Raw genomic sequence first — 21810 nt, 5'->3', positions numbered from 1 at the left:
ATCCACCCCCGTGTAGAACTCGCTGGAGCGACGTACGTTGCCGTTCAGGCGCAGGTCGCCGCCCGGCACGGCCAGGTCATACACGGTGTTCAGGTTCAGGCTCAGGTGCGGGGCGAAGGGCAGTTCGTTGCCGCTGTAGTCGGCAAGCGAGGCCACGCCATCGGGCAGGAACTGGTCAATCTTGGTTCGCAGGTAGGAGGCGGTAAAGCTGGTGCGCCAATCCGGGGTGATCAGAAAGGTGGACTCCAATTCCGCGCCATAGGTGTGGGAGGAGTCGGCGTTGGCCAGTACCGAGCCAATAACCTGGGTGCCGTTGAACACCGGGTCGCTCAGGCTGGTTTGGTAGTTCTCGTAGTCGTTGTAGAACAGCGCAATGTTGTTTTGCAGGCGATTGTCAAAGGCCGAGGTTTTGATCCCCAGCTCATAGGACGTCACTTCCTCCGGGTCGATGGGACGTTCGATCAGGCTGATCAAGTTGGACGGCGCCGGGTTCCAGCCCCCCGAGGTTTCACCCTTGGCAAAGGTGAAGTAGGTGAACAGGTGCGGGCTGAACGTGTAGTCCAGGGTCAGCTTGGGAATCAGGCTGTCGTTTTTCTCTTTCCAGTCTTCAAAGGCGAAACGCCGCGTCAGCAGGGCGCCATCGGCGTTGCTGTTGTAGGCATCGCCATCAAGGGTGTGTTCTTCCTTGGAATAGCGCAGCCCGCCGGTCACGCCAAAGGCGTCGGTCACCTTGTAATGCAGCTGACCAAAAATGCCGTTGCTTTCTTTCTTGTTCCAGGAACGGGTGACTTGCCAGGTGGGGGCGGCGCCAATCGCGGAGAGGCGGTCGAAGTTGAAGTTCTCGTGGAAAAAGGTGGCGCCGGTGACGAAATCAAAACGCTCGTACTCGCCCAGGAACTGAAACTCCTGAGAGAACTGACGCTGATTGATGTCCTGGTAAAACTTGTTGGTGGTGTAGCGCGCCTGGCCGTCGCTGTCCCACGGCTGGCCGTCTTCGATACGGCGGAACGCGGTGATGGATTTCAGGGTCAGGTGGTCGTCCAGGTTGTCGGTGACCTTTAACGACAGGCCGCCGTTTTTCTGGTCGGTGCGGGTGTCCCACAGGGCGCGGGTGTGGTTTTTACTCAGCGCCGGGGTGCGTGGCGACGGCACGGCGTTGTCGGACTTGTCATAGGCCTCGTCGATGGAAAAGTCGAAGCGCAGCGAGTCACTGGCTCGCAACAGCAGCTTGGCGCGCGCCTGGTTGGTTTCGAAGCCGTTGACGTCTTTATGCAGGATTTCGTTATAGGCATAGCCGTCGCTGTGACGGCTGGCCACGGCCAGGCTGCCGCTCAGCACATTGGGTACCAGCGCGCCGCTGAAATAGCCCTTGGATTCAAAGGTGCCAAAGTTGCCGCCGCCTAGCTCTACCGAGCCAACGAATTCTTCACTGGGCTCTTTGCTGATGATCTTTACCGCACCAGAGCTGGTGTTCTGGCCGTACAGGGTACCCTGCGGGCCACGCAGAATTTCCACGCGCTCAATATCGGGCAAGTTGGAATAGGCGTTACCAAACTGGCGCGCCACGTAGACGTCATCCAGGTACACACCCACCGACGGGTTACCCGCCGGGCGCGAGTTGCCGATACCGCGGATAAACACGTATTGCTGGTTGATGTATGGGCTCGGCAGGGTCAGTCCGGCCGCCTGGCCGGCGAGGTCGGCAAGGGTGTGCACTTGCCGCTCCTGCAGCTGGCTTTCACCCACGGCGCTCACCGCCACGGCAGTCTTTTGCACATCGGTGGTACGGCGTTCGGCGGTGACGGTGACGGTTTCCAGCGCAGCGCTTTTCTCGCCGTCTTCTTTCTTGTCATCGGCCGTGGTGCTGGCATCGGCCGCAACGGCCACGCCGCTTAGCAAGGCCAGCACAGACGCCAGCGCAAGGCCCAGTGCCTGACGGGCAAATGGTACGGTGTTCACGGTGTTGCTCCCCATTTCAAACCTCACTCGCTGAATCGTTTCGTGCACAGCCGCTCCGGTGAACAACGCGGGCGATAAGACGCCTTGGCGCGGATTAATCCGGCCAACTGGTGAGTGGTACGGAAAGGGGTACGTGAGGAGCGGCCGCTACGTTGTCCCCTTGTGGGGATGGTCCGGTTGGCCATGGAAAGAGCCTACGGGCGGGCTGGATGAAAGCGAACTGATATTAACGATGATGCTTACGCGCAGTTTTCATATAGCGGTGGGGTATATGGGGTTTGGGCCGAACCGCCGAGTCGTCTAACACCACCGTCATTCCCGCGAAGGCGGGGATGACGGTGTTTTTAGGGGAGGACGGGCGTTTTCTACGGTAGGTTTATCAGCTCTTGGAGCAGTGCAAACCCATACGGCCAATCGCCCAGTTCCGCTTGAGAACCCAGGTGCCCAAACGCTCCCGGCACCTCCAGCCGCGCGCCCCAGGCGGCGGCAAATACTTCAGCGCGGGCCAGGGAGACCCGTGCATCGTCCGTGCTGGCCACCACAATGCTGGCGAACGGCAGCCGTTGCAGCGGCATGGGCGCAAAACCCGTGGCACCTGCTGGGTAGGACGGATCATCCACATCACTCGGCGCCACCAACAGCGCGCCTTTAACCGGCCCCTGGTACCGCGCCGCCCAGTGAGCAACCAGCGCCACCGACAACGAGTGCGCCACCAACACCACGGGCACGTCGGATTCAGCAATCACCGCCTGCAACGCGTCCACCCAAGCGTCGATATCGGGGTTATCCCATTCGGCTTGCTGCACGCGACGAAATTCCGGGTAGCTGTGCTCCCAGAAGGTTTGCCAGTGCTTGTTACCGGAATCGCCTCGGCCGGGCAGGGTAAGTACGCGGGTTTTCTGGGTCATCGAGATGCTCAAGAGTAACGAGTTAGTACACAAAGCCGAGCAGGCTAACGAATCCGTGCTCTGCTGGCGACGCCGCTTATGGCATATGCAAATAACCTTACGCGGCACCGCCGTGTTGCTCGCCATACAAACTGCGGTACAGACCATTGCCAGCCAGCAAGGCGTCATGACGCCCGCGCTCCGCCACGCGACCGTTATCCAACACCACAATCTGATCGGCATGGCGAATGGTGTGCAGACGGTGGGCGATCACCAGGCAGGTGCGGCCGCGCATCAGGTGGATCAACGCTTCCTGAATATGCGCTTCGGTGAGGCTGTCGATGCTGCTGGTTGCTTCGTCGAGAATCAGAATTTTCGGGTCGGCCAGAATCGCCCGGGCGATGGTCAGCAACTGCCGCTGGCCCTGGCTGATATCGCCGCCTTCGTGGCGCAGCAATGTGTCGTAGCCGTGGGGCAATTTTTCGATAAAAGCGTGCGCGTTGGCCAAGCGGCAGGCGTGTTCGACGTCCTCGTCGCTGGCCTCGGCCCGCGCATAACGCACGTTGTCGCGCACCGAGGCGTTGAACAGAAGCGGGTCTTGCAACACAAAGCCAATCTGTCGACGCAGGTCGGCGCGGCGCAGGTCGCGCAGGTCATGCCCGTCCAGGAGAATGCGTCCGGCGCTGACGTCATGCAGGCGGCTAAGCAGTTGCACGACAGTGGATTTACCGGCGCCAGTCGGGCCGATCAGCGCCAAGGTTTGTCCCGGCGCGATATGCAGGTCGACGTCATGCAACACCGGCGCGCCGGTGCCGTAGGCAAAGCTCACACCCTCAAAACGGATATCGCCCCGCAGCGTTTCCAGGGCAATGCGGCCATCCGGCTCATCCCCTTCGTCGAGCAATTCAAACGCCCGCTCGGCGCCGGCAAACGCCGCCATTACCGTGGTGATCTGGGTGGACACCTGGTTCAGCTGGCGGGAAAACTGCCGCGCGTATTCGCTAAAGGTCACGATCAAGCCGATGGTCACGTGGCCCTGAATCGCCAGCACGCCGCCGACCACCAGAATCAGCGAAAAACTCAGGTTGTCGCAGATATACATCAGCTTGGACACAAAACCGGAGTAGGTCTGCGCCCAGTAGGCCGAGCGGTGCAGCGTGGCGTTGTGCACTTCGAAATCGGCAATCACCGCCTGTTCGCGACCAAACGCCTTGCTCGCCAAATGCGCAGTCAGCGTCTCGTCGACATACCCAGCCAGCGCCCCCACATCTGCCTGCTGGCGTTTAAACAAGATCGGCGTGCGTGCACTCACCCAGCGCGCGCCGGCAAACATCATCGGCACCACCACCAGGCTGACCACCGCCAGCAGCGGGTTTAGCCAAAACATCAGGCCGAGCATGCCGGCAAACACCACCAGGCTGGTGCCAATCCGCAGCACAGCCTGGCTAAGGGTTTGCCCGAGGTTATCCAGATCGTTGGTCAGGCGGCTGGCGATTTCCCCGGCATGGCGTTCGGCAAAGTAGGCCATTGGCAAGGTATGCAGACGGCTAAACACATCCCTGCGAATCGCCATTACGGCGCGCTGGGCGATACCGATCATGGCGTGGTTCTGGCCCATGCTCACCACCAGTTGCAGCAGGTACACCACGCCCAACCAGGCGATCAATACCAGCGGCGAGGTGGCGGTGTGCTGGATCAGCAAGCGGTCAATGGCCACGCCCAACAGGTACGGGGCCAGCAATACCAACGTGGCAATCACCAATACGCTGACGGCAACGGCAGACAACCCCAGCCGGTAGGCGGCCAGATAACCGCCAATGCGTGACAGGGTTTTCCCCCAGTGCGCCGGCTTGGGCCCCTTGCTGACCGTGGACTGTTCCAAACGCAGCAAGGGCAGGGGGCCGTAGCGTTGCAACAGCGACTCACGCATGGCTTAACACCTCGGTGTGGCGGGCTTGGGACTCGGCGATCTGCCGGTACAGGTCGCTGCGTTCCAGCAATTCATCGTGGCTGCCGCGTGCCACCAAGCGGCCGTCCTCCAGCAACAGCACCACATCCGCGCGGTGGGCGGCGGCCATTTTCTGGCTGACCAAAATCAAGGTGCACTGCAAAGCGCGCAAGCTGCGTAATAGCGCCGCTTCGGTGCGCGCATCCAGGGCGCTGGTGCAATCGTCGAGCAGCAGCAGGTCCGGTTTGCGCAGCAGGGCGCGGGCGATGGACAGGCGTTGTTTTTGCCCTCCCGACAGGTTGCCGCCGCAGCTGTGCAGCAGCGTGTCGAAGCCTTGCGGCAGGCTCTCAATCAGCGCCAACAGTTGCGCCCGTTGCGCTGCCTCAATCAGCTCGGCCTCGCTGGCATCCGGTTTGCCCCACAGCAAATTGTCGCGAATGCTGCCGCTCACCAGCATCGGGTTTTGCGGCACATAACCGATGCGTTGGCGCACACCTGCCAGCGGCAACTGGCGGCTGTCTTCGCCATCCAGATAGACGCGGCCTTCATCCACTTCGTGCAAGCGCGCGAGCAGTTGCAACAGCGTGGATTTGCCCGCGCCGGTCGAGCCCACCACCACCGCCATCTGCCCAGGCCGCAGGCTAAACGACACCCCGTTGACCACCCCGTCACCCTCGCCGGGATAGCGAAAGCTGATGTGCTCGCAATACAGCGCTGGCGGTTTTCCAGAGACCGAGGCCGCGCCTTGATTGGTGTCCTGTTCGACAGGCGCCGAGAGGATTTCCGCACTGCGGCCCAACGCTGATTTGGCCATGCTCAGGTTGGTCAGAATCATCGACAGGTAGGCGAATTCGCCAATGATGCGCGTCGCGTAATTCAGGATCGCCACCACCTCGCCGGAACTGATGCTTTGCGTGGCGATGCGCTGATTGCCCAGCCAGAGAATCACCAAAATGCACAGGTTCAGTAGCAGGATCAGCCCCGGCACCACTATCTCGGACAAACGCATCGCCGCGCTGGTCCGCTCACGAAACACCTCGCCGGTGGCGGCAAACCGCGCCTGCTCATGGCCGCTGCGCCCGTACGAGCGGATCAGCTGCATGCCATTGAGGTTTTCCCGCAGCAGGCCGGTGAGGCGGTCCACTTGTTCCTGGGCCAGGCGAAATAAGCGCATGCCCCGTTCCAGCGTCCAGCCCAGGGCCAGACCAATCAGCGGCGTGACCAACGCCAATACCAGCGCCAAGGTTGAGTCCACCCATAACGCCAATAGCACCGCGCCGAGAATAATCAGCGGAGCCCTCAGGTAAAGACGCACGCACATAAATACGGCCGTCTGCATCTGATTGACGTCGCTGGTCAGGCGGGTGAGCAGGCTGGCGGTGGAATGCTGCTGGGCGCTGCTCAGCGGTGCCCGGGCCATGCGTGCAAACAGCGCGCTGCGCAACCGCCAGGCAAAACTTTGTCCAGCATCCGAGGCGAAAAACGTACTGCTAATACCGCAGACAAAACTGAACAGCGCCAACCCCACCATGGCCAGGCCCCACAGCAGCACTTGGGACAGGTCATGGGGCAGAATTCCTCGATCAATCAGCAGCACCATAAACAGCGGATACGACAACTCCACCAACGCCTCGCACAACATCAGCCCAAAAGCGATGGCCAGAGAGCGCCGTTGCGGATTCAGAAACGGCAGCAGAACGGACAGCGATGCCATGCGACGACCTCGGGCGGATGGGAAAGAACTAGCGCGCGGCGTCGCCGAAGCGGTACTCGTGGGTGAGTTCGTCCAGGCGGGCTTTAAAGGTCGGGTCCAGTTGCAGCTCGCTGGCGGCCAACGTTTGTTCAAGCTGCTGCGGACGGCTGGCGCCGATCAATGCGGTGGTCACGGTAGGGTTGGCCAGCACCCAGGCGATGGAGGCGGTGACCAGGTCGGTCTGGTACTCGGCGGCCAGGTCTTTTAGCGCTTCCACCGTGGCGAATTCGCGCTCGCGCCAGTAGCGGTCCTGATAACGCCCGGCAATGCTGCCCAAGGTAAAACGGGTGCCTTCGGTGGGCGTGCCGAACTGGTGTTTGCCACTGAGCAGACCGCCAGCCAACGGGTTGTAGACTACCACCCCGATGTTTTGCTCGGCGCTTAGCGGCAGCAACTCGCGCTCGATTTCGCGGAACAACAGGCTGTAACGCGGCTGCACAGACACAAACTTCGTCAGATGGCGGGTATCCGACCGGCCCAATGCCAAGGCCAGGCGATAGGCTAGGAAGTTGGACACGCCGATATAGCGCACCTTGCCCGAACGTACCAAGGTATCCAGCGCTTCCAGGGTTTCGTCGATGGGGGTTTCGGCGTCGTCGGAATGCAGTTGGTAAAGGTCGAGGTAGTCGGTATTTAGCCGGCGCAACGAGTGCTCCACGGCGCTGATCAAATGCTTGCGCGACGCGCCTTGCTGCCACGACTGCGGACCCATTTTGCCGACGGCTTTGCTGGCCAGAATCACCTGATCGCGTTTGCCTGGCAGCCAGCGGCCAATAATTTCTTCAGTGCGCCCCACGGTCTCCAGAGTGCCGCCGATAGGGTACACGTCAGCGGTGTCGATAAAGGTGACGCCGGCATCCAGCACGCGGTCGAGGATGGCGTGGGACGTGGCTTCTTCGGTTTGCAACCCAAAGGTCATGGTGCCGATGCCCAGGCGAGAAACGGTGAGGCCGGTGTTGCCAAGTTTTTTGTATTGCATGGGGTGGTTCTCTAATGTTTTAGGGTACAGCTTGAAGTGCATTGCGGCTTCAGCCGCGATGCTTTTTGATCTGTTGTTCACGCGACGCTGCGCCACCGCAACCAATGTTTTTCCAACCTGCCAGCCAGCGCACTCAACCCAAACCCAATGGCCGACACCAAGACAATTTCTAACAGCATGCGGTCCATCTGGTACTGCTCCTGCGCATCCACCAACAAGCTGCCCAGTCCACTGCCAGACGTCATCAGGTATTCGGCGCCAAGGGTCGCCAACCAGCCATAAATCAGCGCCAGATATAGCCCGGTAAAAATCGAGGGCAGTGCGGCGGGCAGCACCACATGCCGTAGCATTTGCATGTGACTGAACCGGTGCACCCGCGCCACTTCCACCAGGGTATGCGGCACGCTGCCAACGCCTTCAAAGGTGTTCACCAGTACGGGGAAAAACGCGGCCAGGGCGATAAACACCACCTTGCTGGTCTCGGCCAGGCCAAACCAGGCCATGATCAGCGGCACCCAGGCGAACAGCGAAATTTGCTGCACGGTGCGCAAGGTTGGGCCAAATAAACGGCGGCTAAGCGGCGACAACCCCAGCAGCAAACCAATGACCAAGCCCGCCGTGGCGCCAAACAACAGCCCGCTAAAGTAGCGCCCCAAACTGGCCAAAATCGCGCCGCCCAATTCACCGTCGGTTGCCAGTTCCCAGGCGCTGCGCAGCACATCCGCCGGCGAGGCAAATACCGGGCTGTTGCTCCAGTCGTTAAGGGCGGCCAGGCACCACAGCACCAACGCGGTCAGCGGCAGCAAGGAGCCCAGCACATACGGACGCCACGTCACGTTCATTAAAAGCTCTCCCGTCGCCAGCGCAGCAAGTGGGTTTCAAGCAGTTGAAGCAGCTTGTCGATGGAAAAGCCTACCGCGCCGACAATCACCACTGCGGCCAGCAGCACGTCCATTTGCATCAACTGCTGACCGTTCAGCATCAAGTAGCCCAAGCCTTCGGTGGAGGACAGCAGTTCGACCAATACCAGCACCAACCAGCAATGGGTTAGGCCGTACCGCAGCCCGCCCCAGATCGAGGGGAACGCTGCCGGCAGCAATACGCGGGTCATTCGCTGGCGCTGGCTGTAACCGTACAGATGCGCCACTTCGAGAAACGCCGGTGGCACACCGCGCAGGCCTTGGTAGGTGTTGAGGGTGACGGGGATCAACGCCGCCTTGGCGATCAGCACCACTTTTAGCGCCTCGTCGATGCCCAGCAATAGCATCAGCAACGGTAGCCAACCGAGCAGCGGCACGCAGGCAAGCATTCGAAAACTGGGGTACAGCAGTTCGCGCAAGATCAGCGACAGCCCCATGGCAAACCCCAGCACCAAGCCCAAGCCGCTGCCGAGCAGAAAACCGCCAGCCACCCGCTGCAAACTGATGGACAAGTGCTGCCACGCCTCGCCATTACCAACCATGGTCCACAGCGTGTCTGCCACCTGCGCGGGCGGCGGCAGGGTTTGCGGGCTGATCCAGTGCAGCGCGCTGCCCAGCCACCACAGGGCGAGCAAGGCGAGCGGCAGCGACCAGTTGAGCAGCCAGCTGCCGTCAGCCAGCTTCCATGGCGTACGCAATCTGGCCGGGATCAGTTTGGCCGAGGTGGACAACATGACGGTCGTCACTGGGTACGTTGTCCGTTGGCGTCTAACGGCACCCAGTAATTCTGCGCGTTTAGCTCCACCAGGGCGGCGTCTAGAAAGCGGCGGTCAAACCACTGGTTGATATCCACCGGGCCGCCGCGCAGCAGGCCCAGTTCGCCCACCAGCTTTTGCGTGTCCTCGTATTGGGCGACAAAAAACGGATCAATCAGCGGACTAAGCCGGTCGGCCAGCGGACGGCCTTCGTAGTCGGCGCGCAGTGTTTCGATGGAGCGGCCGCCTTTGGCCCAGATGGCGAACACCTCGTCGCGGTTCTGCTCTTCCGACGCCCAACGCGCGGCACGAACCAGCACTTTGACGACCCGCTCGGTGATCTGCGGATAACGCGTGGCAAAGTCTTCACTCACCAGCAGGCCCGATTGCGCGGTAAGCCGCGCCGGGCCACCCCGGGTGCTGTAGATCACTTTGGTCAGGCCTTTATCCTCGCTTTCCAGGGATTCTGAACCGGCAAAAATGGCGTCGATATTGTCGTTGAGCAGGGCGTTGGTGGCCGCCGCGCCGAGTAGGCTGACGTTGCGAATATCCTTTTCGGTCATGCCGGCGGTGCCCAGGATGCGGATCACCTGCAGCTGAATGTAGTTGCCCTTGAAGTACGCGACTTTTTTGCCGCGCAGATCCTCGATGGTTTTGATTGGCGAGTCCGGCTTCACCAGCAGATAGGCGTTTTCAAGACGGCTGCCCGGCGCGATCAGGCGGCTTTTGATCCCTGAGCTTTTGCCAATAATGGAGATCATGTCGCCATTGCCGGCAAAGTCGATCTGCCCGTTGGCCAGGGCCTGGCCCACCATTGGGCCGCCGCCTTTAAAGCCGGGAAACTCCACGCGAATACCGTCTTTGCTGAACTCGTCTTCAAAAAAACCTTTCGCCCGTGCGACGCCGCTGGCGCCCCAGACCCCCTGAATATTGCCGGTGAGCGCCGGGGCACCGAGGCGGATCACTTCAGGCTTGTCTTCTGCCTGAGCGGCGCCGGTCAGCAACACGGCGGCCAGCAGCCAGACGCTGCGCCAGCGGCTCATGAGCGGCCTCCGGTGGCGTGGCGATTGCGCGGGAATTCCAGGCCCAGGTTGCCGCGCAGGGTGTCGGCTTCGTACTCACGGCGGAAAATGCCCCGGTCTTGAAGAATCGGCACCACCTGCTCAACAAACTCGCGCAGGCCTTCCGGCTGCAGATAGGCGTGCAAGATAAAGCCGTCCACCACGCCGTCCTCAAACAGCGCCTGCAACCGGTCGGCAATCTGTTCGGCGGTGCCAACAAACTGCAAGCCTGGGCTGGCAGCAAACAAGGCCAGTTCACGCAGGGTGAAGTTCCGTTCACGGGCGATGCGTAGGTAGGCTTCGGCGGTCGATTTGAAGCTGTCTTTGCCAATATCGCCGAGGTCCGGCAGCGGTTCGTCGAGGGGGAATTGGCTGAAGTCGAACAGGCTGAAGTAACGGCTCAGGTATTTCACCGCCACATTGATATCCAGCAGCTCGGCCACTTCGCGGTGCTTGCGCAGGGCATCGGCTTCGGTAGTGCCCACCACCGGAGTGATGGAGGGGAAAATCAGAATCTCGTCCGGCGAACGACCATAGGCCGCCGCGCGGGCTTTGATGTCTTGGTAGTACGCCTTGGCCGCTGGCACGTCTTCCACGCTGCCGGAAAAGATCGCGTCAGCTTCCCGCGCGGCCAGGTCGCGACCCGGCTCCGAGGCGCCGGCCTGGAACAGAATCGGCCGGCCTTGGGGCGAGCGTTCGATGTTCAGCGGGCCTTGCACGGAGAAGAATTCACCTTTGTGATTGAGCGGGTGCATCTTGTCGAAATTGACGTACTGGCCGCTGTCTTTGTCGCGAACGAAGGCGTCATCTTCCCAGGAATCCCACAGGCCTTTGACCACGCGGATGTACTCGTCGGCAATGCGGTAGCGCAGGGCGTGGTCGTAGAGTTTTTCGCCGCCGTGGTTGCGCGCGTGGCCTTCCAGAGCGCCGGTCACTGCGTTCCAGGCGGCGCGACCGCCGCTCAGTACGTCCAACGAACCGAGTTGTCGCGCCGTGGTGAACGGCTCGCTAAACGAGGTGGTCATGGTCGCGGCCAGGCCCAAGTGCGTGGTCACCGAGGCGACGGCGGACAGTGCCGTGATCGGTTCCAAACGGCTCAAGAAGTAGGGCGTGGAATCCTTGGTGATAAACGTCGAGTCGGCAATAAAGCCGAAATCGAATTTGCCAGCCTCGGCAATTTTCGCCGCTTCAATAAACGTGCTTAGGTCGGACGCGCTGCGGCTATTGGTGTCGGGGTGGCGCCACGCTTGCACATGGGCGCCGATGCCGGAAAGGAAGGCGGCCAGGCGAAGTTGACGGTTGTCGGTACGGGCCATGTCGGGTGCTCCCTTAACGCTTCAGTCAGAGGAAATCGCGGCGCACGGTGAACAACACCTGCCGTTCGCGGTTGTAAGTGATCGAGTCAAAGGCCAGCGCTGGCACATAGGTGCCCGGCAGCTCGTAGGTTTTGTTCAGCAGGTTTTTACCGGTCACCGAGAAGGTCCAGCCCGCGTCTGGCGTGGTGTAAAACACGCCTGCGTCGAGGTAGTTGGTGGACGGGAACTTGGTGAATTCGTTGGTGGCGCTGACCGCCGAATACGAGCTGCTTTCCGAGCGGTAGTTGGCGTTCAGGCGCAGGTCGCCGCCGTTGCTGAGCGGCAGGCTGTAGGTGGTGCCGATGCTGCCGCTCCAGCGCGGTGCGTAGGGCAACTCATAGCCGCTGAAGTCGGTGCTGGCGGCGCCTGTGGGGTTAAGGAATTCGTCGAATTGGGTGCGCAGGTACGCCAGGTTCAGGTTGAACTGCAGGTCGCGGGTGGCCTTGAACGTAGACTCCCATTCCGCGCCCCAGGTGTGGGCCTGACCGGCGTTGGCAATTACCGCGCCGGTGATTAGCTGGCCGTTGACCACCGGGTTATTGATTGAGGCCTGGTAGTCCTCGTAGTCGTTGTAAAACACCGCCAGGTTGTTGCGCAGGCGGCCGTCAAACGCGGTGCTCTTTAAGCCCACTTCATAGGAGGTGACTTTCTCCGGGTCTACCGGTACTTCGGCAATCGCCAGCGACGCCGACGCCGGGTTCCAGCCGCCAGCGGTTTCGCCCACGGCATAGGTGGCGTAGGTGAGAATTTCCGGGGTCCATTGGTAGTCGATGGTCACCTTGGGCGTGACCGCCTCGTACTCTTCTTTAAGGCCGTTCACCGAGTAACGTTGGTTCAGGCGCGCCCGGCTGGCGTTGCTGGTGTACGCGGCGCTGTCCATTTCGCGCCATTCTTTATTCAGTCGCAGGCCCAGGGTAACGCCGAGGGCATCAGTCACGTGGTACGTGGCCTGGCCATACAGGCCGGCGCTGTTGGTGGTGCTTTTGCTGTCGATAATGCTGAAGGCGTTGTTGCTCCAGCTCAGACGGTCCATCTCAAATACTTCATGCCACAGCATCAGCCCGGTGATGAAATTCCAACGGCCGTAGTCGCCGAGCAATTGGAATTCCTGGGAGTACTGCTCTTGGTTCAGGTCCTGGTCGAAGCCCGATTTGTAGGTCGGGTAGGGGTCGTCCGAGGGCATGTCGACATCGAACTGGCGGTAGGCAGTCACCGACTTCACGGCCAGTTGATCATTGAGTTGCTGCTGCAGCTTTAGCGACACGCCACCGCTGTCGTAATTCTGCTTATCACCAATATCGGAAAAATTGCGCCGTGTGCCGGTGCCTGGCTGGTTTAGCGGCGTGGCGCCCGAGGTGGCGTGACCATGCAGGCCGTCGACGGTCAGGGTGGCGTCAAAGGTGTCATTCGGGGTAAGGCTGACAATGCTGCGAAACTGCTTGTTCTCGTAGCTGTTGACGTCTTTGTGCAGGTACTCGTTGTGCACGTCGCCATCAATCTCGCTGCTGGCAAATGCCACGCTGCCTTTCAGCACCTCTGGCACCAGCGCGCCGGTGATATAGCCACGGCTTTCCACCTGGCCCTGGTTACCCAAACCGAGGCTGGCCCACGCATGGGGATCGGCCGTTGGTTGCTTGGAAATCAGCTTCAGCGCGCCCGAGCTGGTGTTCTGCCCATACAGCGTGCCTTGCGGACCGTGCAGTACTTCGACGCGCTCAATGTCTGGCAGGTTGCCGAGAAAGCTGCTGCCAAAGGAGCGGGGGATATAAACGTCGTCCAGGTACCAGCCCACGGACGGGTTGCCGATGGGGCGGGATGAGCCGATGCCGCGAATAAATACGCTTTGGGTGTTCGGCCATTGGCTGGGAATATTCACCCCGGCGGCAAGGCCGGCGAGGTCTGCGAGCTTGGTCACCGAGCGTTTTTCCAGCTCGTTGGAATCGATTACGTTCACCGTGACCGGGGTCTTCTGCAGCGTGGTTTCGCGGCGTTCGGCGGTGACTTTTACCTCTGGCAGGCGAGCGTCATTGCTGTCGCTGTTTTCGTCTGCCCAGGCCTGCAACGGCATGCCCAAGGTGGCGCTGATGGCGGCGGCCAACAGGAGTTTTTGGCGGGTAAAACCTGGAGCGCTACGTTGCAAACCGTGCATGACACCCTCGCTGTTTTAACTGAGCGTTGCCTCCATCTCGTGATAGTCGGAACAGAAAGCCGCTTCTCTGCGGCGAGCGGAGGTTAAGGCGGCGACGGGGCGTCATGGAACTGACTTTATCTGCAATGCAAAGCCGGTAATCAACTATGCGCAAACGCCTCTGGCTGGGACTTCTGCGTACAGCAAATAGTGCATTTGCATAGACGGAAATCGCCCTTTGCATATGCCTTCGGCTGGATAAGATCAGACGCACGGGATTGTCCGTATTAACGGGAAAAAACAGCGATGATCGCAGCCACCAAAAGACCCCTTGAACAACGCTACGGCGTGCCGCATGCACTGACACCCGCCGTGTGGAACCCGGTGTTGGACAGCCTGCTGGCCCACCGCAGCGTGCGCCGTTACCTGCCCACTGCATTGCCCGAGGGCACGTTGGAAGTGCTGATCGCCGCCGCGCAATCGGCCGCCACGTCCTCCAACTTGCAGTCCTGGAGCGTGATCGCTGTGCACGACCCGGAACGTCGGCAACGCTTCGCCGAGATTGCTGGCGGGCAGGCGCATATCGTACAAGCGCCGTTGTTTTTGGTCTGGGTGGCTGATCTGTCGCGGGCCAAGCGCCAGGCCGAGCGAGAAGGGCAGGTGCTGGAGGCGCTGGACTACCTGGAGCCGCTGCTGTTCAGCAGCATCGACGCCGCACTGGCCGCGCAGAACGCGGTGGTGGCGTTGGAATCGTTGGGGCTCTCGAGCGTGTATATCGGCGCGTTGCGCAACGACATTGCGGCGGTGAGCGAAGAACTGAATTTGCCGGCCAATAGCTTTCCTGTGTTTGGCCTGTGCGTGGGTTACGCCGACCCCAGTTACGACGGCGGGGTAAAACCGCGTCTGGGGCAAGACGTGGTGCTGCACATTGACCAGTACTCGACGGCCGGGGAAGACGAGGCGGTACGGGTCTACAGCGAGCGGCTGCAGGCGTACTACACAAGCCAACAGCTGCAACCCGTTACATGGCCGGACTTGCTTCGTCAGCGGTTGCAGTCGGTGGTGACGCTGGGTGGGCGGGTGAAGCTGGCGGGCTTGCTGCGCGCACGGGGCTTCAGTCTGGATTGAACGGTGAAAAGGTATCGCGGCCGAAGCCGCGATGCGCGCACCCCTACGGCGTAGGCACCGTCAGCGCCTTACGAATCAACACCGCCGCCCGATCCACTTCCTGTTCTGTGCTGAACCGCCCGAAACTCAGGCGAATGGTGCGCAACGCCTCATCGGCTTTTAGCCCCAACGCCAGCAATACGTGGGACGGCGCATTACTAGCCGAGTTACACGCCGAGGTTGATGAAAACGCCAGCTCGTTGCCGATGGCGAAATCCCAATACGGCGTCAGGCTCAGGGTGTGGGGGATGTGGGTGGTTTTGTTGCCATTGATCACCACCGGGGAGTCGGCCAGCGCGGCCAGCAGGCGGTGGCGCAGGGCACTGATATTGGCGCGCTCATGCTCCCCATGCTCCTGGGCCAGGGCAAACGCTTCACCCATGCCGACAATCTGGTGAGTGGCCAGCGTCCCCGAGCGCAAACCCATTTCATGACCGCCGCCATGGATTTGCGCCTGCACCTGGTTGCTGGCGCGCGCGCCAATGTACAGCGCACCAATACCTTTGGGGCCATAGGTTTTGTGCGCGGAAAAGGACATCAAATCCACCGCAAGACTTGCCAAATCGATGGTCACTTTGCCGGTGGCTTGTGCGGCATCCACATGGAATAACGCGCCGTGGTCACGGACGATCTGGCCGATGGTGGCGATATCAGTCACCGTGCCCAACTCGTTGTTTACCAGCATCAGCGAGACCAAAAACGTGTCGTCGCGCAGCGCCTGGCTGACAGCCGCAGCGGTAATCGCGCCCGTGCGATCCGGCGCCAGATATGTAACCGCTACACCGTCATTTTCCAACTGCTTCAGTGTGTCGAGCACGGCCTTGTGCTCCAACTGACTACTGATGATATGACCCTTATTGCCCCGCGCCTGGGCGACGCCTTTTAACGCCAGGTTATTCGACTCGGTCGCACCCGACGTCCAAATAAGCTGCGCCGGACTAGCGCCCACCAGCTCAGCCACTTGCCGGCGCGCACGTTCCACCTGTTCACGCGCCTGCTGACCAAACACATGCGAGCTGGACGCCGGATTGCCAAAGGTGGCGCCTTTGCCTAGGCAGGCGACCATGCGTTCGATCACTCGCTCATCCACTGGCGTGGTGGCGGCGTAGTCAAAATAAAGCGGTTGTGCCGGGCTGTTTTCAGCCCAGTTCCACGGAAGAATTTTCGACATAAGCGCGTTCATACCTCGTCGAACAGGGCGGTCGACAGATAACGCTCGGCAAAGCTCGGAATGATGGTAACAATCACCTTACCCTCGTTTTCCGGCCGCTTGCCGATACGTACCGCCGCTGCCAACGCTGCGCCGGAACTGATGCCTACCGGCGCGCCTTCCAGGCGGGCAATTTGCCTCGCTGTGTCGAGGGCTTCGTCGTCGGTGGCGGTGACAATTTCGTCGATCAGATTCAGGTCGAGAATCTTCGACAAAAAGCCCGAACCAATCCCCTGAATCTTGTGCGGCCCCGGTTTGCCGCCGGATAGCACCGCGCTACCCGCTGGCTCTACACCAATCATCTGCACCGAGGGTTTATAGCGCTTGAGCACTTCGCCAACCCCGGTAATGGTGCCGCCGGTGCCAATGCCAGACACCACGATATCGACGCGACCTGCAGTGTCCTTCCAGATTTCCTCGGCCGTGGTCACGGTATGAATCGCCGGGTTGGCCGGATTTTCAAACTGCTGCAACACCAAGGAATTGGGAATTTCCTTCTGTAATTCTTCGGCGCGGGCAATGGCGCCGCCCATGCCTTTGTCGCCGGGCGTCAGCTCCAGTCGCGCGCCGAGGAAACGCAGCATCTTGCGGCGCTCCTCGGACATGCTTTCCGGCATACACAAAATCAGCTGATAACCTCGGGCGGCGGCGATAAAGGCCAATGCGATGCCGGTGTTGCCGGAGGTGGGCTCGATTAATACCGTATCCGCCGTTATGTGTCCCGAGCGTTCGCCATCTTCAATCAGCGCCAGGCCCAGGCGGTCTTTCACCGACGACAGCGGGTTGAAGAACTCCAGCTTGCCGAGCAGCTCGGCCGGCAGATTGTGCGCCGCGGCGAAGCGGCTGAAACGCACCAGGGGCGTGGCGCCGATGGTGTCGATGATGCTGTCGTAAACACGTCCTCTAAAGCTCGTCATGGTTCCTCGCTAACGCCCACCGTGCTGGCAGGAAATGCCTACGCAAACGCGCGCAGGTGCTTGGCACGGACGTTAACGTGGGGGGCAAGCGATGAAAAACGAGATATTCACCGAAGCATAGGCGCGGAACGGCTATGGCGGCTGGAGTGGGCCTTGGGGGAAGCAATCGGCTGAGTGATCCGTAAAACTGGCCCGCAACCACCACTGGAATACTACCGCCATGCTCTATTCAGCCCTCTAGCAAACCGCCGTCCGCTTTAGTGGCAGGTTTGCTTTGTTCTCCAACCTGATCGGCTGATGACGTCGTGGATTTTGCGCTTCGGGTATCTGGCGAGGAGCTCTTGCGTGAGAACGCTGACGGTAACTTGGTTTTGGGTCGGCCCATTCTCGATGCTTTCAGGAGACTAACTGAGGGCTCGGTCGTATGGGTTAAGCCTGATCGGTACTGGCGTTGGCGTGTTGCAGAGGACGAGCCTGGGCGGGAGGCGAGCGGATAAGTCATTCGTTCCAACACCTTTTCCACACCCAATAAAAAACCCCTGAATTTCACTAGGAAAATCAGGGGCTTGTTTGGTGGGCCGGGGGGATTTGAACCCGGTTTTAGCTTTGGGTGTTGATGGCCTTCATCGGTCAAAGCTGGTTGTGATGCACCTCTGAATTAGGCCCAACTGGTTAGTATCAGTCTTCCTTGGACTGTGTTTTAGACACATTTTCGACATCACGCTAGACAGCCTAGTCCTTTGGCCGTAGCTTTCGGGAAAGTCAAAATTTGCTATCTATTTGGTCAGGCGATGAGATGTATTTTCTGTAAGTTAGACTCGACTGGTTCTAGAAGTGTTGAGCACATTATTCCTGAGAGCTTGTGGAACACTAAACAAATACTCCCGCGAGGGGTCGTTTGTGATAAGTGCAATAATTATTTCTCCCGGAAGGTGGAGCGGCAGTTTTTATGTTCGCCTGAAATGGAAGTGCTGAGATTTCATCAGGCTATACCAAGTAAGAAAGGCCGGGTTCCTCCGATGTTAGGAGTCATGCTTGGCTCAGAGGCGCCAATTAGTATTCGTCGGGTTTTAGATGGTGATGAGATAATTGCGTCTGTAGAGTTGAATGAAGATCAGTTTGAGCTGGTTCGTAGTGGCCAGTCTTCAAAGTTGTATTTCCCAGTGGGCACAGGAATTCCGACAGCGAAGGTAACGTCCAGGTTTCTTGCAAAGGTTGCTCTGGAAGCCATAGCGCAGAGACTGTTATCTTCGGATGGTGGGATTGATTATATCGTGGAGGAGGAGCAATTTGACTTGATTAGGGAACACGCTAGATACGGTCATGTGAAAGAATGGCCATACTATGTGCGCAGAATTTATGATGCTAATTTAGATGAAAAAATACACGGCTTAGAAGGTCAGAAAGTACACGAATATGACTTTTTGCACACTTGTCATGGAGAGCTTTACTTTGTTCTTGCGTTGTATGGTGTGGAGCTAACTATAAATATAGACGGGCCTTGTATTGAAGGGTATGAAACTTGGTTGAACGAAAATGATAATGTAAGTCCGCTTTACTGGGGGGAAAATGCAGAAGGATAGAGGTTATAAAGTGCTAGCATTGTATATAGGCAGATCTAGCACAGGGGGCTAAGAACCTGGTTCTAGCATTGCCCATTGATGATCTTCGTTGGTCAAGGCTGGTGATTCTCGGCTTCCCGTTACGACTGCTCTGGACAGTGTCAGCATCATTTGGACTTTGATTTCGACAGTTTTCGACACTACTCATTTGGGAGCGAGACTTTCCAGTTTTGCGTTTTCTGCTAGGCGCATGCGTACGTCATCCCACTCTAAGAAAATTTGGATGAATTCCATTTCTTTTTCATCCCGATAAATACAGGCGGCAAGACCTGTTGTCTCATCGAGTGTTTCTGTAGAGGTTTGGATTGTGTCTTCAAAGAGTTTTCTTACATTGGCTACTGAGTTGGATGATTCGGTTTGGATATAGGTGTGGAGCTCTTTGTATTTTTCCACTGCTGTTGAAATATATTCTGATATATTGATTTTATCAGGCATTTCATTCATTACTTTTGTTTTTATTCTGTCTGATTTTTTAGACAGGATAGCCTTGCTTGTGTAAAAGATTGCCTTTGGGACTTCGCCGTTTTCAGGTCTTACAAAGTTTCCGGTTATGCTGTGTATGACTGCCCCTGCGTGCAAGGCGTAGTTCCTAAGCTGGTCTATTGCTCTGTACTCAGGGCTCGCATCGTATAGCTCAGATCGTTTTTTCTCTATTTTTACACATAGACTTTTTCCGCCAATGTATTTGGCGTCTGAGGTTAAGTTGTCTGTGTAAAGCTTTGCGGCAGTAATGAAATTTATAGTCCTCACGTTTACGAGTTGCATAAGTTCATGCATGCCGTAATAACTATAGTCTTCAAGATTGAAGTAGGCTTTGGAGGTACTATCAATTGAATTTTGCGCATCATTGAAATTTGTTATTAAGACGCTAAATAGTTCTTCAATTGCTAAGGCTGCGCTAAGTGTTTCTCTGGCTTTCTTGAGTTTTTCGTATTCGCCTTCGGTTATGGCGATTTCTTTAGTCGAGCCTAAGTATCTATTTCTCAGTATATAGCGAGGCTTTGAGCAGGATTCATCCATAATATCGACTCCTTAATAGCCTGTTAGCGAAATTGTTGAATCAAACAGGCTTTTACTCTACTTCCCATTCCCTTCGGGCATACCAGCGCCTAGCTACTTCCTGGGTAATCGCTATCCCGCGTTTGGACTGGTCAAGTTTCGATTGGCTTCGTCGTATTCGGGGCTTGTCTGCCCGATCTCTGGCATCACCTCACCAGTAGTCAGCCACCACCGGTACTGCGGATAAGCAGTGCCCAGGATTTCCACTTCGTCGGCCCCCACTCGGGCTCTTCCGCGCTTGATGCTCACCCAGCGGTTGTAGTCCGTGCTACCCGCTCTAGTGATGTTCATTCGATAGTCATTAGTCATTAGTCATTGTTGGACTATGTACAAACCATACTCCAAACGCTATTTTTTTTGCACATTATCCATGCACATAGTGCAATACCATGGTCCCCTATAGGCCAACATAGTGCAGGAAAGACCATGGATGTGGAAGGAATCAACCTCACGCTAAAAGACCTTATTACACCCCCGCCGGTAATGCCGTGGCGCGACTTTGCCGACTGGATCCGCATGAGCAACGACCACAACAGCGTATGGGGCTGGATCCGTAATGGCTACCTCCCTTCGTACAAGCTGGGTAAACACGTGATGGTCAACGTGTCTCTGCTGACTCAACAGCTTTTGGAAAAGGAGTTCACGCTATGAGTAAGGACGACAGCCTGGATCTGTGCAGCATCCCAACCTTCGCTGAAATGAGCGGCATAAACGTCTGCGAAACCCTCAGGCTGCAAAGCTTGATCCTCAAACTTACGCCTATGATCGACGGGTAAGGCTAGGGGGGGGGTACGTCACCGAAAACGCTTAACAACGAGTTGGGTTATCTGCGTGCCGTGTTCAACGAAATGCGTGGCCTGGGTGTCATCGAATATGCCAATCCGCTTGCGTTGGTGAAGCCGTTGAAGATCCAGGAGCGTGAGTTGTCCTGGCTTACCAATGAGCAGATTGCAGAGCTGCTGACTGAGATCCGAAGAGCCTGCGATAACCCACACGTCGAGATAATCACGCTGATCTGTTTGGCTACCGGGGCACGTTGGTCTGAGGCTGAGAAGCTGAAACCGACTGGCCTGCGAAACGCGGTGATCACGTTCAGCGGGACCAAGAGTGAAAGGTCAGGTCAGTGCCTATTTCGACTGAGCTGGAAGCCAAGATCGTTAGTCATTGGAAGCAACACGGTCAGCCAAATTCGGCCATCACTTCATTCCGTCGAGCTTTGGCCAGAACGACCATTCAGCTACCGAAAGGGCAGGCGGCACACTCGCTTCGGCATACCTTCGCGAGTCACTTTATTCAGAACGGCGGGAACATCCTGACCCTGCAGAAAATCCTAGGGCATTCCAGCCTTTCTATGACTATGCGCTATGCGCATCTCTCAGCGGATCACCTTGCTGACGTGCTGAAGTTCGGGCCGTTGGCCGCAAAATAATTCGCTTATTGGGGTTGATATCACAATAGTGGCCCGCATATCTCGACTGCGGATGGTCCGCTTAAGGAGAGTTGTATGGCTGATTTTTGGATAACTCATATAAGAATGGAAGACGATCATATCCAATCTCTCAAATTGAAGCGTTTTTACCCAGGCGCGGGTGGCAAAAACGGGACCTTTGGACCTGCACACATTGTGCCTCGGGCTTTCGTTGCTGAACTCATCAACTTGGGAAGTGCCACCTTTGCCACCTCTACGCTCGATTCAGACGGGACTACCCGTCATTCAGGAGCGCGCGTGCATGTCATTGATGGTGAGTATTTGAGTACGGATGCCAACGACATACTGAAAGATAATCTGGGCAAGCTCCCCGTGTTTTGAGCTTTTCGTCAAATCCTATGCGTCTCGACACTTTTTCGACACCCAATAAAAAACCCCTGAATTTCACTAGGAAAATCAGGGGCTTGTTTGGTGGAGCCGGGGGCTCTTTAAATAGCCTGTTAAGCTTTTGATCTGTAATGCATTATTTTTATCTCCATTCTGATGTGCCCCCAAATATGCCCCCGCTATAGCTGATTGGACGAGCGGTCGTTTTTGGAGGGCGAGCAGGTTCCGGCAGTTGGTTGTTTTGCAGAGGGCCTTGAGGCAGAGGTCGGTGAGC

General features: G+C 58.1%; 19 protein-coding genes and 1 pseudogene. 7 read left to right on the top strand and 13 right to left on the bottom strand.

Annotated features, from left to right (window positions below; genetic code table 11):
* The 10 genes from AAAB16_RS04265 to AAAB16_RS04220 all read right to left on the bottom strand — a co-directional run.
* Window positions 1-1959: TonB-dependent receptor (locus tag AAAB16_RS04265; RefSeq protein ID WP_340662222.1), on the bottom strand; the 1959-nt coding region annotated here is incomplete at its 3' end.
* 365 nt (window positions 1960-2324) lie between these two features.
* The gene (locus tag AAAB16_RS04260) at window positions 2325-2867 is read right to left on the bottom strand and encodes an alpha/beta hydrolase (protein ID WP_340662221.1); all 543 of its coding nucleotides are present in this window, start codon (window positions 2865-2867) and stop codon (window positions 2325-2327) included.
* A gap of 97 nt (window positions 2868-2964) precedes the next feature.
* The gene (locus AAAB16_RS04255) at window positions 2965-4776 is read right to left on the bottom strand and encodes an ABC transporter ATP-binding protein (RefSeq protein WP_340662220.1); all 1812 of its coding nucleotides are present in this window, start codon (window positions 4774-4776) and stop codon (window positions 2965-2967) included.
* Entirely contained in the window at window positions 4769-6508 is a 1740-nt protein-coding gene (locus AAAB16_RS04250; protein WP_340662219.1) for an ABC transporter ATP-binding protein, read from the bottom strand. Before AAAB16_RS04250 ends, AAAB16_RS04255 begins: the two co-directional genes overlap by 8 nt.
* A gap of 28 nt (window positions 6509-6536) precedes the next feature.
* Window positions 6537-7526: an aldo/keto reductase gene (locus AAAB16_RS04245; RefSeq protein ID WP_340662218.1), complete on the bottom strand. Its 990-nt coding sequence runs from the start codon at window positions 7524-7526 to the stop codon at window positions 6537-6539.
* 77 nt (window positions 7527-7603) lie between these two features.
* Window positions 7604-8368: an ABC transporter permease gene (locus AAAB16_RS04240; protein ID WP_340662217.1), complete on the bottom strand. Its 765-nt coding sequence runs from the start codon at window positions 8366-8368 to the stop codon at window positions 7604-7606.
* The gene (locus AAAB16_RS04235) at window positions 8368-9192 is read right to left on the bottom strand and encodes an ABC transporter permease (RefSeq protein WP_340662216.1); all 825 of its coding nucleotides are present in this window, start codon (window positions 9190-9192) and stop codon (window positions 8368-8370) included. The genes AAAB16_RS04240 and AAAB16_RS04235 overlap by 1 nt, the downstream gene beginning before the upstream one ends.
* Complete coding sequence (locus AAAB16_RS04230) at window positions 9189-10244, bottom strand: ABC transporter substrate-binding protein (protein WP_340662215.1); 1056 nt, start codon at window positions 10242-10244, stop codon at window positions 9189-9191. The genes AAAB16_RS04235 and AAAB16_RS04230 overlap by 4 nt, the downstream gene beginning before the upstream one ends.
* Window positions 10241-11578 (bottom strand): LLM class flavin-dependent oxidoreductase, encoded by a 1338-nt coding sequence (locus AAAB16_RS04225; RefSeq protein ID WP_340662214.1) that lies wholly within the window; start codon window positions 11576-11578, stop codon window positions 10241-10243. The genes AAAB16_RS04230 and AAAB16_RS04225 overlap by 4 nt, the downstream gene beginning before the upstream one ends.
* Window positions 11579-11603: 25 nt before the next feature.
* Window positions 11604-13766 carry a TonB-dependent receptor gene (locus AAAB16_RS04220; protein ID WP_340662213.1) on the bottom strand — a complete coding sequence of 721 codons (2163 nt, stop codon included), beginning with the start codon at window positions 13764-13766 and terminating at the stop codon, window positions 11604-11606.
* 285 nt (window positions 13767-14051) lie between these two features.
* Here AAAB16_RS04220 and AAAB16_RS04215 point away from each other — a divergent pair, with 285 nt between their 5' ends.
* Window positions 14052-14873 carry an NADPH-dependent oxidoreductase gene (locus tag AAAB16_RS04215; RefSeq protein WP_340662212.1) on the top strand — a complete coding sequence of 274 codons (822 nt, stop codon included), beginning with the start codon at window positions 14052-14054 and terminating at the stop codon, window positions 14871-14873.
* Window positions 14874-14916: 43 nt separating this feature from the next.
* Here the strand turns inward: AAAB16_RS04215 and AAAB16_RS04210 are convergent, their stop codons facing one another.
* Together AAAB16_RS04210 and cysK are read right to left on the bottom strand one after the other, a co-directional pair.
* Window positions 14917-16083 carry an aminotransferase class V-fold PLP-dependent enzyme gene (locus AAAB16_RS04210; protein WP_340662211.1) on the bottom strand — a complete coding sequence of 389 codons (1167 nt, stop codon included), beginning with the start codon at window positions 16081-16083 and terminating at the stop codon, window positions 14917-14919.
* 8 nt (window positions 16084-16091) lie between these two features.
* On the bottom strand, window positions 16092-17039 hold the full coding sequence (gene cysK / locus AAAB16_RS04205; RefSeq protein ID WP_340662210.1) for a cysteine synthase A: 948 nt from the start codon (window positions 17037-17039) through the stop codon (window positions 16092-16094).
* Window positions 17040-17830: 791 nt separating this feature from the next.
* On the opposite strand from cysK, the pseudogene AAAB16_RS26510 reads away from it, so the two are divergent.
* A pseudogene (locus AAAB16_RS26510) lies at window positions 17831-17974 on the top strand (HNH endonuclease); the annotation flags it as partial.
* Window positions 17975-18001: 27 nt separating this feature from the next.
* The gene (locus AAAB16_RS04200) at window positions 18002-18622 is read left to right on the top strand and encodes a hypothetical protein (RefSeq protein WP_340662209.1); all 621 of its coding nucleotides are present in this window, start codon (window positions 18002-18004) and stop codon (window positions 18620-18622) included.
* A 183-nt stretch (window positions 18623-18805) separates the two neighbouring features.
* On the opposite strand, the gene AAAB16_RS04195 is transcribed toward AAAB16_RS04200, so the two are convergent.
* Window positions 18806-19681 (bottom strand): hypothetical protein, encoded by an 876-nt coding sequence (locus AAAB16_RS04195; protein ID WP_340662208.1) that lies wholly within the window; start codon window positions 19679-19681, stop codon window positions 18806-18808.
* A gap of 465 nt (window positions 19682-20146) precedes the next feature.
* Between AAAB16_RS04195 and AAAB16_RS04190 the strand changes: the two genes are divergently transcribed.
* The 4 genes from AAAB16_RS04190 to AAAB16_RS04175 all read left to right on the top strand — a co-directional run bounded on the left by AAAB16_RS04190 (window position 20147) and on the right by AAAB16_RS04175 (window position 21530).
* A complete protein-coding gene (locus tag AAAB16_RS04190) occupies window positions 20147-20371 on the top strand; it encodes a DNA-binding protein (RefSeq protein ID WP_340662207.1) in 225 nt (74 codons plus the stop codon).
* On the top strand, window positions 20368-20496 hold the full coding sequence (locus tag AAAB16_RS04185; RefSeq protein ID WP_340662206.1) for a hypothetical protein: 129 nt from the start codon (window positions 20368-20370) through the stop codon (window positions 20494-20496). Before AAAB16_RS04190 ends, AAAB16_RS04185 begins: the two co-directional genes overlap by 4 nt.
* Before the next feature lie 347 nt (window positions 20497-20843).
* On the top strand, window positions 20844-21149 hold the full coding sequence (locus AAAB16_RS04180) for a tyrosine-type recombinase/integrase (RefSeq protein ID WP_340662205.1): 306 nt from the start codon (window positions 20844-20846) through the stop codon (window positions 21147-21149).
* Window positions 21150-21224: 75 nt separating this feature from the next.
* Window positions 21225-21530, top strand: coding sequence for a DUF3892 domain-containing protein (locus tag AAAB16_RS04175; RefSeq protein ID WP_340662204.1), 306 nt, complete (start codon window positions 21225-21227; stop codon window positions 21528-21530).
* Window positions 21531-21810 lie beyond the last annotated feature (280 nt).

The organism is Pseudomonas sp., assembly GCF_037994325.1.
In the GTDB taxonomy this organism is placed as follows: Bacteria; Pseudomonadota; Gammaproteobacteria; order Pseudomonadales; family Pseudomonadaceae; genus Aquipseudomonas.
This window is presented reverse-complemented; position numbering and strand designations above follow the sequence as displayed.